Below are 9,967 nucleotides of genomic sequence, written 5' to 3'. Positions count from 1 at the left end.
CCGCCGCCCCGGCCGTCGCCGGGGCCAGGGCACCTGTCGCGAGCGGCTTGTCGCGCCGTCGGGCGCGGATGTCGCGGCGCCGGTCGATGAGGTCGTTGCTCCAGCCGACGCACAGCTGCCCGCTGAGCACGGCCAGTGCCACGAGCCCGCAGCCCGCCGCGCCGCGGCCCACGGACGCGGCGAGGGCGGCGGCCATGGCGGTCACGGCGAAGGCGGGCAGCGGGTGCGCGGCCATCAGGAGCGCGACCGGCAGGCCGGCCCGACGCGGCGTGGCTTGCGTGGGCACGCCTGAAGAGTAGGTGCCCACGCGCTGGCGGGCCGTCAGCCACGCCCGTGGGCCTGGTGTGTCGCCGATTCCGGGGTGCCGACTCCTAGCATGTCGTTATGACCCGGATTGTTGCGGTTCGCGGTGCCTTACCGCCGCACCGCTATCCGCAGCACGAGATCACCCGCATGGTCGCCTCGTCCTGCCGTCTCCCGCGCGACGACTGCGCACTGCTCGAACGCGTCCACGCCACCTCCGGCGTGACCGGGCGTCACCTCGTGCTGCGGCCGGACCAGTACGCCGGGCTGGACGGCTTCGGCGCCCGCAACGACGCGTTCCTCGCCGCAGCGCTGGAACTCGGCCGCGAGGCGGTCCAAGGCGCCCTCGACCAGGCCGGACTCGCCGCCTCGGAGATCGACTTCGTCGTCTCCACGTCGGTGACCGGCATCGCCGCACCCTCGCTGGAAGCCCGTCTGGCCACGGAGTTGGGACTACGGCCGGACGTCAAGCGGGTGCCCGTCTTCGGGCTCGGCTGCGTCGCCGGGGCGGCGGGGCTCGCCCGGCTGCACGACTACCTGCTGGGTCACCCCGAGGAGGCGGCGCTCCTGCTGTCCGTCGAGCTGTGCTCGCTGACGCTGCAGCGGGCCGACACGTCGATCCAGAACCTGGTCGCGGGCGCACTGTTCGGAGACGGCGCCGCCGCGGCCGTCGCCGTCGGCCCCCGACACCCGGCCCACGCGGACGGTCGCACGGCGCCGGCCGGACCCCGGATCGTCGCCACGCGCAGCCACCTCTTCCCCGGCACCCAGGACCTGCTCGGCTGGTCGATCGGGGACACCGGCTTCCACATCGTCCTCGGCGCCGACCTGCCCGACCTGGTACGCCGTCGGCTGCGCGAGGTGGTCGAGGACTTCCTCGCCGACCACGACGTCAAGACCGCGGACGTCACCGCCTGGATCTGCCACCCCGGCGGGCCGAAGGTCCTGGACGCCGTACGGGACGCGCTCGACCTGCCGGTGCGCGCCCTGGAGCTGACCTGGCGCTCGCTGGCCGACGTCGGCAACCTGTCCTCGGCCTCGGTGCTGCACATCCTGCGCGACACCCTCGCGCTGCGGCCGCCACTCCCCGGGACGCCGGGCCTGCTGCTCGCGATGGGGCCCGGATTCTGTGTCGAACTCGTCCTCCTGCGCTGGTAGTTGCCCATGAATCCGTACACGGTCCTGATCCTCGCGGTGGCGTTGGAGCGCCTGGCCGAACTCGTCACGGCCCAGCGGCACGCCCGCTGGAGCCGCGCCCGCGGCGGCGTGGAGCACGGCGCGGGCCACTACCCGGTCATGGTCGTCCTGCACACCGGGCTGCTTGCGGGATGCCTGCTGGAGACCGGCCTGCTGCACCGGCCCTTCCTCCCGTGGCTCGGCTGGCCGAGCCTGGCGGCCGCGCTGCTGGCACAGGCCCTGCGCTGGTGGTGCATCAGCACGCTGGGCCCGCGCTGGAACACCCGGGTGATCGTGGTCCCGGGCCTGCCCCTGGTGGACGGCGGACCCTACCGGTGGCTGCGCCACCCGAACTACGTCGCCGTCGTCGTCGAGGGGCTCGCACTCCCCCTGGTGCACACCGCCTGGGTCACCGCGGCCGTCTTCTCCCTCCTGAACGCGCCGCTGCTGGTCACCCGGGTGCGGTGCGAGAACGCGGCGCTGGCCCGGGCGGTCCCCGGGTGATCGACCTGCTGGTGGCCGGGGGCGGTCCGGCCGGCCTGGCCACCGCGATCCACGCGGCGCGGGCGGGCATGGAGGTGGTCGTCGCGGAGCCGCGCCCCACGCCGATCGACAAGGCCTGCGGTGAGGGGCTGATGCCCCACGGCACCGAGGCCCTCGCGGCCCTCGGTGTCGAGGTGGCGGGCCGGCCGCTGCACGGCATCCGCTACCTCGACGGGCGAGACCGGGCGGAGGCCCGCTTCCGCGGCGGCCCCGGACTGGGCGTGCGCCGCACCGACCTCCAGGCGGCGCTCGCGCACCGCGCCCGCCAACTCGGCGTCCGCACCCTGCGGTCGCGCGTGGACGGCGTACGCCAGGACGACTGCTGCGTGCACGCGGCCGGGCTGCGCTCCCGCTATCTCGTCGCCGCGGACGGACTCCACTCCCCGATCCGGCGCCTGCTCGGGCTGGACCGGCCGGTCGCCGGCCCGCGCCGGCACGGACAGCGCGGGCACTTCCCGATCGCCCCCTGGTCCGACTGCGTCGAGGTCCACTGGTCGAAGTGGGCCGAGGCCTATGTCACGCCCGTGGCACCGGACTTGGTGGGCGTGGCGGTCCTCACGTCCCGGCGTGGCTCCTTCACCGACCATCTGGCGGCGTTCCCGGCCTTGCGCGACCGCCTGCCCGCCGCCACCGCGGGCCCGGTCCGGGGTGCGGGCCCCATGCGCCAGCGGGCCCGGGCACGGGTGGCCGGACGCGTCCTGCTGGTCGGCGACGCCGCCGGGTACGTCGACGCGCTGACCGGGGAAGGGCTCTCCGTCGCCTTCACCGGTGCGGCGGCGCTCGTCGCCTGCGTGCGCGCGGGCCGACCCCAGGACTACGAGCGCGCCTGGTCACGCGCGACCCGGCGCCACCGCGCCCTCACCCACGCCCTGCTGTGGGCCCGCGGCCGGGAGGCGCTGGCGCCGCACATCGTTCCCGCGGCCGCCCGGCTGCCCTGGCTCTTCTCCGCTCTGGTCAACGGGCTCGCCTGAGCACGCCGGCACTCGCCCGCCCATCGCGCCGGATTGACGACGCGTCAACGGCCCCCCGCGGCGGGCGCCGAGGCCCGCGTGTCCCGCCGTTCCGTGGGCAGACGGAGGACGAGCCCGTTGCGGCGAGGAGTCGACTTACGGAGGTCGGATGAGCGTGTACCGCGCCATACGGCAGCACACCGGACGGGACGTGCGCCGAGCTGCCCACGGCGACACCATCGCGGCGGCAGGCCGCCTGGGTCTCGCCACACGGGGGTTCGTCTATGTCGTGGTGGGGCTGCTGGCGCTGCGCATCGCCTTCGGCGGGGGCGGGCAGCAGGCCGACCGGCAGGGCGCACTGCAGCAGGTCGCGGCGGAGCCGGGCGGCTCGGTGCTGCTGTGGGTGATCGTGGTCGGCTTCGGGGCGATGGCGCTGTGGCGGGCGGCGGTCGCGTCGTTCGGGCGCGGCGACGAAGCCGAGGCGGGGAAGCGCCTGCTGAACGCCGGCCGCTGCGTGCTGTACGGATCCGCCTGCTGGGGAACGGCCCTCTTCGCCGCGCATCGGGGTGGGCAGGCCAGCAGCGACCGCACCTCGCAGGACTGGACCGCCCGTGCCCTCGCGCTCCCCGGCGGTCGCTTCGTGGCCGGGGCGGCAGCGCTGGTCGCGATCGGGGTCGGCATCGGCATCGTGGTGTCCGCAGTCCGGCGCCGCTTCCGGCGCAAGCTGGAGACCGGGCGGATGGGCCCGCGCACGCGGCGAGTCTGGAGGCGCTGGGCGTTGCGGGAACCGGCTCGCGCGGCGTGGTGTGCGCGGCTGCCGGGGTCTTCCTCCTCCAGGCCGCCATCCGATTCGACCCGCACCGGGCCAAGGGGCTCGACGAGACCCTGCGCACGCTGGCCCGCACCCCTGCGGGCCCGTGGCTGCTGGTCCTGGTGGCCGCGGGGCTGATCTGCTTCGGGCTGTTCTCCTTCGCGTGCGCGCGGTGGCGCAGGATGTGAGCCCCGGGGCGGTGCGGGTCGGCTGCTCAGGCGAGCGCCAGGAACAGCTTCTCCAGCTCCTCCTCGCTCATGGGCGGGGTGCCGTCCTCCTGCTCGGCGAGGCACTGGCGCATACCGCTGGCCACGATCTTGAAGCCGGCTCGGTCCAAAGCCCGTGAGACCGCCGCGAGTTGGGTGACCACGTCCTTGCAGTCGCGGCCGGCCTCGATCATCGCGATGACCCCGGCCAGCTGCCCCTGGGCGCGGCGCAGCCGGTTCAGCACCGGCGTGACGGCCGCCTCGTCCACCTGCATGTCCTGCCTCCTTCGCTCGTCCTCCACTGTACCCCCGTGGGTATAGCGGGCGGGCGGGCCGGGGGAGTTCCGGCTCGCCATGAGGGTCAACCGTGGGAGAAGGTGATCTTCGGCAGCATCCGCCGCAGCCACGCCGGGCTGTACCAGGCGGCGCGCCCGGTGAGACGGAGCAGCACCGGCAGCAGGGCGAGCCGGACCAGGGCCGCGTCCAGCAGGACGGCGACGCCCAGCACGATGCCCATCTCCTTCGGGGGAAGCGGCCCGGAGAGGGCGAAGGTGAAGAACACCGCCACCATGACCGCCGCCGCGGCGAAGATCACCCGGCCGGAGTGGGCCAGCGCGCCGACCATGGCCTGCTTCGGGTCGCCGCCCCGCTCGAAGTGCTCCTTCGCGGACGCGAGCAGGAAGACGGTGTAGTCCATGGCGATCGCGAAGATCATCGCGAAGAAGAACACCGGGGCCCAGCCGTCCAGGAAGCCCTGCGGGGTGAAGCCGAGCAGTCCGGCGCCGTGGCCGTCCTGGAAGACCAGCCGTGCGACCCCGAACGCGGCCCCGGTGGAGAGCAGACTGGCGAGGGTGCCGAGGGCCGAGATCAGCGGGGCCTGGAGGGCCACCAGCAGGAGCAGGAACCCCAGCGCCAGAACGACGCCGATCACCAGGGGCGCCTTCTGGGTGAGGGTGTGCTGCAGGTCGAGGTTCTCCACCGCGGCGCCGCCGACGAGCGCGCCCGCGGGCAGGTCTGCACGCAGGTGGTTCACGGTGGCGCCGAGTTCCTTCGCGGACGGGTCGACCGCGGGAACGGCCTGCAGCAAGGTCCATGACGAACCGTCAGCGGCTCGCTGCGCGGGCATCACCGCGGCGATCCCCGACTCCGCCTTGACGACCCTCTCCGTGTCCGCGGCCTGTGCCGTCGGAGCGACGATCTGCAGAGTCCCCGGCGCGCCGGGGCCGAAGGCGTGCTGTACGGCCGTGTACCCGGCTCGGGCGTCGGCGCTCCTGGGCAGGACGTCGATGGACGGCATCGCGGTGCGCAGGCCGATCACGGGAGCGGCGAGCGCGAGCAGGGCCACCAGCGCGGTGGCGCCGTAGGCGACCGGTCGTCGCCACAGACGCTCGCCCCACGCCGCGAAGCGCGGTGAGCGGTGCTCGCCGGTCCTCACCCACGGCAGCGCGACCGCGTCGATGCGGTGTCCGAGCTTGCCCAGGACGGCGGGGAGCAGGGTGAGGGTCGCCGCGAGGACGAACAGGACGGCGAGCATGATGCCGCCGGCCATCGAGCGGAAGGCGGGGGACGGGACCAGCATGACGGCGGAGAGGCTGACCAGGACGGTCGCGCCGGACAGCAGGACGGCCTTGCCCGCCGTGTCCATCGTCTCGGCCACGGCGTGGGCGGTGCTGCGGTGGTGGCCCATGCGGGCGCCACGGAACCGGACGACGAGGAACAAGGCGTAGTCGATGCCCAGGGCCAGGGCGAACATCATGGCGAAGTTCATCGCCCAGATGGAGACCGGGAACAGATGGCTGAGCAGGACCAGGGAGCCCGCGGAGGCGATCAGCCCGGCCATGGTCAGCAGCAGCGGCAGCCCGGCAGCCACCAGGGTGCCGAAGGCCAGCACCAGAATGGCCAGGGTGACCGGCCAGGACAGGATCTCCGAGTGCATCATCGCGTCGTGGTTCGCGGTGTTGAAGTCGCTCCAGAGCACGGACGCACCGGTGGCGTGGACGGTGACACCGTTGCCGGAGAGGGCGGCCAGCGGGCCCTTGAGGTCGTCGGCGGCGCGGACCATCGCGTCCGGTGACGCCTTCGCCCCGGCGAGGATCACCGCGGTGCGTGCGTCCTTGCTGATGGTGGCGCCGGGCTGCGGCGGCACGATCTGGGCGATCCTCGGGTCGGCCTGCGCCAGGCCCTCCGCCTTGCCGATCACCTGCTGGACGGGTGCGTCGGTCACCGGCCGGTCGGCCGTCACGACGATCTGCAAGGCCGTGGAGGCGTTGCCGCCGAAGTGCTGTTCGGCGACCTGACGCGCCTTCACCGAGTCGGAGCCGTCGGCCTGCCAGCCCGCACCGGACAGCGCGTGCATGACCTGCGGGGCGAACGCGCCCAGTGCGGCGACGACCACCAGCCAGGCGATGAGCATGGTCCTGAAGTGCCGGGCCGACCACATGCCGAGGCGGCCCAGGGGGCCGGGGCGCGGCTGCCGTGCGGCGGCCGTCTTCGGAGGTGCGTCCGTCGGGGCGGTCGGGGGGTGCGGGGCTACCGACACGGGGGCTCCTCGATACGGGGTGGGGTATTCGGAATTACCCCCCAGGGTATATCAGCAGTCGCGTGCGGCCAGGTCGGGGTGGGACGAGCGGACGGCGGTCGCAGGGTGCCGCCAGGGAGTCGACTCCTGAGGTCGCGGTTCCCCGTGTCGTGCTCGGCCAGGAGTCCCCTGTGGTTGGCTGGTGTCCGAGCCGGCCGAAGGAGTAGTCCATGACGAGTGGTCCTGTCCCTTTCCAGGTGTACCGGGCGGGCACCTACCTGCACGGCACGAAGGCGGAGCTCGCGGCGGGGGACCTGCTGGTCCCCGGCCACGCGTCCAACTTCGAGGACGGGCGTACGTCACGGCACGTCTACGTCTCCGAGACCCTGGACGCCGCCGCCTGGGGCGCCGAACTCGCGGCCGGCGACGGGCCCGGGCGGATCTACGTGGTGGAGCCGACCGGTGAGCTGGAGGACGATCCGAACGTCACCGACAGGAAGTTTCCGGGCAACCCCACCCGCTCGTACCGCACTCGCGAGCCGGTTCGCGTGGTGGCCGAGCTCAAGGACTGGGTCGGGCATTCCCCGGAGCAGATCCAGGCGATGCTGGCGGGCCTGGCCGACCTCCGCCGTCGGGGCGTCGCCACGATTCTGGACTGAGGCCGACGGACCTCGGCCGCCCGGCTACTCCGCGCGCTCCCGCCGGGCGGTGCCGAAGCGGCGCTGGAAGGCCGCGGGGGTGAGCGACAGTTCCCGCGTGAAGACGCGGCGCAGGCTCTCGTAGCTGGCGAAGCCGGCCAGGGAGGCCGCCTTGGTGGCGGTATAGCCCTGGTCGAGGAGCGACTTGGCGATGTCGAAGCGGATCGACTCGACATAGCGGGCCGGGGTGGTGCCCAGCTCCTCCCGGAACAGCCTGGTGAGGTGCCGCGTGCTGACGTGGAGCCGCCCGGCCAGCTCCGCGAGGGAGTGGGCGCCTGCCGGATCCGCCGTGACCAGTTCGGCTACGCGCCGCAGGGCCGGCGAGCGGGGCGGCGGAGAAGGATTTCCTCCACGCATTCGTCGACGGCCTGAAAGACCGGCCGGAGACCACCTACGGGACCGTCAACGCGGATGTCCTGGAGCACTTCGTTCCTGGTTTCCGCCGCACCTCCATGGTGGAACGCATCCTCGATGCTCCCTGGCCGCAGTGACCTGCGGCAGCCGGGACCGCCATGGTCGCGGCCGACCGGGCCGGGGCCGGCAGGTGCCGGACGCCGGGACCTCTTTCAACACGGCGAGAAGAACGGACAACCCATGCGAGGCATCACCGTACGGAACCGCGAGGCAGGCATCACCGGGCTGACCCTTGAGGACCTGCCCCATCCCCATGCCGCCGAGAACGACGTCATCCTCCGGGTGCACGCCGCAGGTTTCACACGAGGCGAGCTGGACTGGCCCGCCACCTGGACCGACCGGGCTGGCCGGGACCGCACGCCGAGCGTGCCGGGCCACGAGGTGTCCGGGGTGGTGGCAGAACTCGGCTTCGGGACGACGGGCCTGACGGTCGGTCAGCGAGTCTTCGGCCTGACCGACTGGACCCGCGACGGCTCGCTCGCCGAGTACGTCGCCGTGGAGGCCCGCAACCTCGCGCCGCTCCCCGCCGACATCGACCACACGGTGGCCGCCGCCCTGCCGATCTCGGGGCTGACCGCCTGGCAGGGGCTCTTCGACCACGCGCGCCTTTCGACGGGGCAGACGGTGCTGATCGACGGGGCCGCGGGCGCCGTCGGCTCGATCGCCGTCCAGCTCGCGCGTGAGGCGGGAGCGCGCGTGATCGGCGCCGGCCGTTCCGGCGACCGGGACACGGTTCTGGGCCTGGGAGCGCACGCCTTCCTCGACCTGGAGGCGGACCGACCGGCGGACGTCGGCCAGGTCGACGTCGTGTTCGACGTGATCGGCGGAGACGTACTCGACCGCTCGGCGGCCCTGGTGCGTCCCGGCGGTGTGCTCGTCACCATCGCGCAGCCGCCCACCGTGCGCCCTGATGACGGGCGGGCGGTCTTCTTCGTCGTGGAGCCCGATCGGGCCCGCCTGGCCGAGCTGGCCCAACGCGTCCTGGACGGCCGGATCCGGGTGCGGGTGGGAGCGGTCCGCTCGCTGGAGGAAGCCGCGCAGGCCCTCGCCTCGCGGGAGCGAGTCCCCGGCCGCACCGTCATCCGGGTCGCGGAGGACGGCGGCGTTCGATGAACCCGGCACCGCCTTCCCGGGCGCAGCGCGGGGGTTGACCTTCCGGCAGGGTCAGGGACCGGCGCGGGTTGCCGGTGATCACCGTCCCGTCGGGCAACCGACATGGGGCGGCAAGGCGGGGTGCACCCGGTCGTCGTGTGACGCGCGTTGAGTGGCATGCACATAGCAGATCTGATCTGATCTCGGAGGTTCTGTGTCCACTCGGCGACTGTCCCGCATGTCCTGGGTGCAGCGGTCCGCGCTGGTGACCGCGACCCTGGCGTCCCTGCTCGGCGCGTCCGCGGTCGAGGGCCCGGCGGCGAGCGCGGCGACCTACAACTCCTGCGACATTTCCGGCTGTTCCGACGCCGCCTCGGCCAACTCGACCTGGAGCTCGCTGGGTTACCCGACGAGCCGCGGCTGGTACGACTGGCCGGACGGCGAGTGCAGCTACGCGGGCGGCACGTACTACAACGACAACGGCGAGCTGCCGTCCGGCGACACCTTCTACGAGTACGACGTGTACCCGCGTGCCTGCGGCGCCCATCGGGACGCCTACCGCATCGTGGTCGACTTCAACACCGGCGAGGTGTGGTACTCCCCGGACCACTACAGCGACTTCTACGAGCTGTGAGCTGACGCAACGAGTGGACCCCCTGGGCCGGTTGAGGCTCAGGGGGCCCGCGGACCAGTCTCCCGGGTGCCGCGGGGCCTACTGCGGCCAGCCGTTGGACGGGCCCGTGGGGGAGGACGGCAACGAGGCGGCGTAGGCCCGGCAGGGTCGCTCCGCCGCCCGCCGCACCGCCGACTGGACGGCGTCGGGACCCTGCTGCCGGGCGAGCCTGCGGGCGTCGGGCATCAGGTGCTGCAGGATGTCGTTCTCGCCGTCCGAGAGGCCCATCTCCTGGTAGTCGAGCCCCCAGTCCGAGCCCGGTGTCGTCAACTGCCGCGCCCAGTAGGCGATCACGTGCGCGCAGTCGGCCACCGGGTCGCCGCTGCCGCTCGCCCCGGGCGTCCCGGTCCGCCGGCTGTCCGCCGGCGACCGTAGGCACGCGGCCAGAGCGGCCGCCAACGCGACGGCGGCGGCGGCCTGGCGGAACCGGAGGAACCGGCGGATCGTCATCCGACCAGCATCGGTCGCTGACGCGGGAACTGTCCACCGCCGGTTCCTCGCGGTCCGATGCGGAGGCACCGGCCCAGGGAGAGCGCCGCGAGGAGGGCGGTGCCGGACGCTTCGCGGCGTGGAGCACCCGAGG

11 protein-coding genes and 3 pseudogenes are annotated in these 9,967 nt (G+C 73.6%); 9 read left to right on the top strand and 5 right to left on the bottom strand.

From position 1 onward, the window contains the following. A pseudogene (locus tag ACFP3V_RS01120) lies at positions 1 to 286 on the bottom strand (UbiA family prenyltransferase); the annotation flags it as partial. Positions 287 to 384: 98 nt separating this feature from the next. Between ACFP3V_RS01120 and ACFP3V_RS01115 the strand changes: the two are divergent. The 5 genes and pseudogenes from ACFP3V_RS01115 to ACFP3V_RS01095 all read left to right on the top strand — a co-directional run bounded on the left by ACFP3V_RS01115 (position 385) and on the right by ACFP3V_RS01095 (position 3,971). Continuing rightward, entirely contained in the window at positions 385 to 1,461 is a 1,077-nt protein-coding gene (locus ACFP3V_RS01115; protein WP_380578632.1) for a type III polyketide synthase, read from the top strand. 6 nt (positions 1,462 to 1,467) lie between these two features. After that, positions 1,468 to 1,983: an isoprenylcysteine carboxyl methyltransferase family protein gene (locus tag ACFP3V_RS01110; RefSeq protein WP_380578630.1), complete on the top strand. Its 516-nt coding sequence runs from the start codon at positions 1,468 to 1,470 to the stop codon at positions 1,981 to 1,983. After that, positions 1,980 to 2,993: an NAD(P)/FAD-dependent oxidoreductase gene (locus tag ACFP3V_RS01105; protein ID WP_380578628.1), complete on the top strand. Its 1,014-nt coding sequence runs from the start codon at positions 1,980 to 1,982 to the stop codon at positions 2,991 to 2,993. The genes ACFP3V_RS01110 and ACFP3V_RS01105 overlap by 4 nt, the downstream gene beginning before the upstream one ends. Positions 2,994 to 3,141: 148 nt before the next feature. Beyond that, positions 3,142 to 3,621, top strand: a pseudogene (locus ACFP3V_RS01100) (DUF1206 domain-containing protein); the annotation flags it as partial. A gap of 152 nt (positions 3,622 to 3,773) precedes the next feature. Beyond that, on the top strand, positions 3,774 to 3,971 hold the full coding sequence (locus ACFP3V_RS01095; protein ID WP_380578626.1) for a DUF1206 domain-containing protein: 198 nt from the start codon (positions 3,774 to 3,776) through the stop codon (positions 3,969 to 3,971). Positions 3,972 to 3,997: 26 nt separating this feature from the next. Here ACFP3V_RS01095 and ACFP3V_RS01090 read toward each other — a convergent pair whose 3' ends face one another. Next, positions 3,998 to 4,264 carry a metal-sensitive transcriptional regulator gene (locus ACFP3V_RS01090; RefSeq protein ID WP_380578624.1) on the bottom strand — a complete coding sequence of 89 codons (267 nt, stop codon included), beginning with the start codon at positions 4,262 to 4,264 and terminating at the stop codon, positions 3,998 to 4,000. A gap of 86 nt (positions 4,265 to 4,350) precedes the next feature. Continuing rightward, a complete protein-coding gene (locus ACFP3V_RS01085; protein WP_380578622.1) occupies positions 4,351 to 6,528 on the bottom strand; it encodes an MMPL family transporter in 2,178 nt (725 codons plus the stop codon). A gap of 209 nt (positions 6,529 to 6,737) precedes the next feature. On the opposite strand from ACFP3V_RS01085, the gene arr reads away from it, so the two are divergent. Beyond that, positions 6,738 to 7,166 carry an NAD(+)--rifampin ADP-ribosyltransferase gene (gene arr, locus ACFP3V_RS01080; RefSeq protein ID WP_380578620.1) on the top strand — a complete coding sequence of 143 codons (429 nt, stop codon included), beginning with the start codon at positions 6,738 to 6,740 and terminating at the stop codon, positions 7,164 to 7,166. 24 nt (positions 7,167 to 7,190) lie between these two features. Here the strand turns inward: arr and ACFP3V_RS01075 are convergent, their stop codons facing one another. Continuing rightward, positions 7,191 to 7,562, bottom strand: a complete 372-nt coding sequence (locus ACFP3V_RS01075) for a helix-turn-helix domain-containing protein (protein ID WP_380578618.1) — start codon at positions 7,560 to 7,562, stop codon at positions 7,191 to 7,193. Here ACFP3V_RS01075 and ACFP3V_RS01070 point away from each other — a divergent pair. The 3 genes and pseudogenes from ACFP3V_RS01070 to ACFP3V_RS01060 all read left to right on the top strand — a co-directional run. Then, positions 7,541 to 7,696: pseudogene (locus ACFP3V_RS01070) on the top strand (HD domain-containing protein); the annotation flags it as partial. The gene ACFP3V_RS01075 and the pseudogene ACFP3V_RS01070 overlap by 22 nt on opposite strands. A 103-nt stretch (positions 7,697 to 7,799) precedes the next feature. Then, on the top strand, positions 7,800 to 8,732 hold the full coding sequence (locus ACFP3V_RS01065) for an NADP-dependent oxidoreductase (protein ID WP_380578616.1): 933 nt from the start codon (positions 7,800 to 7,802) through the stop codon (positions 8,730 to 8,732). Positions 8,733 to 8,949: 217 nt separating this feature from the next. Next, positions 8,950 to 9,345, top strand: coding sequence for a ribonuclease domain-containing protein (locus ACFP3V_RS01060; protein WP_380578614.1), 396 nt, complete (start codon positions 8,950 to 8,952; stop codon positions 9,343 to 9,345). 78 nt (positions 9,346 to 9,423) lie between these two features. Here ACFP3V_RS01060 and ACFP3V_RS01055 read toward each other — a convergent pair whose 3' ends face one another. Next, positions 9,424 to 9,834: a hypothetical protein gene (locus ACFP3V_RS01055; protein ID WP_380578612.1), complete on the bottom strand. Its 411-nt coding sequence runs from the start codon at positions 9,832 to 9,834 to the stop codon at positions 9,424 to 9,426. Positions 9,835 to 9,967: the final 133 nt, after the last annotated feature.

Source organism: Streptacidiphilus monticola, assembly GCF_042658505.1.
GTDB lineage: Bacteria > Actinomycetota > Actinomycetes > Streptomycetales > Streptomycetaceae > Streptacidiphilus > Streptacidiphilus monticola.
This window is presented reverse-complemented; position numbering and strand designations above follow the sequence as displayed.

Bases quoted from the DNA above. Each gene is read 5' to 3' on its own strand.
- ACFP3V_RS01055 (WP_380578612.1), bottom strand. From the start codon at position 9,834: ATGACGATCCGCCGGTTCCTCCGGTTCCGCCAGGCCGCCGCCGCCGTC.
- ACFP3V_RS01075 (WP_380578618.1), bottom strand. From the start codon at position 7,562: ATGCGTGGAGGAAATCCTTCTCCGCCGCCCCGCTCGCCGGCCCTGCGG.
- ACFP3V_RS01065 (WP_380578616.1), top strand. From the start codon at position 7,800: ATGCGAGGCATCACCGTACGGAACCGCGAGGCAGGCATCACCGGGCTG.
- ACFP3V_RS01090 (WP_380578624.1), bottom strand. From the start codon at position 4,264: ATGCAGGTGGACGAGGCGGCCGTCACGCCGGTGCTGAACCGGCTGCGC.
- arr (WP_380578620.1), top strand. From the start codon at position 6,738: ATGACGAGTGGTCCTGTCCCTTTCCAGGTGTACCGGGCGGGCACCTAC.
- ACFP3V_RS01110 (WP_380578630.1), top strand. From the start codon at position 1,468: ATGAATCCGTACACGGTCCTGATCCTCGCGGTGGCGTTGGAGCGCCTG.
- ACFP3V_RS01115 (WP_380578632.1), top strand. From the start codon at position 385: ATGACCCGGATTGTTGCGGTTCGCGGTGCCTTACCGCCGCACCGCTAT.
- ACFP3V_RS01060 (WP_380578614.1), top strand. From the start codon at position 8,950: ATGTCCTGGGTGCAGCGGTCCGCGCTGGTGACCGCGACCCTGGCGTCC.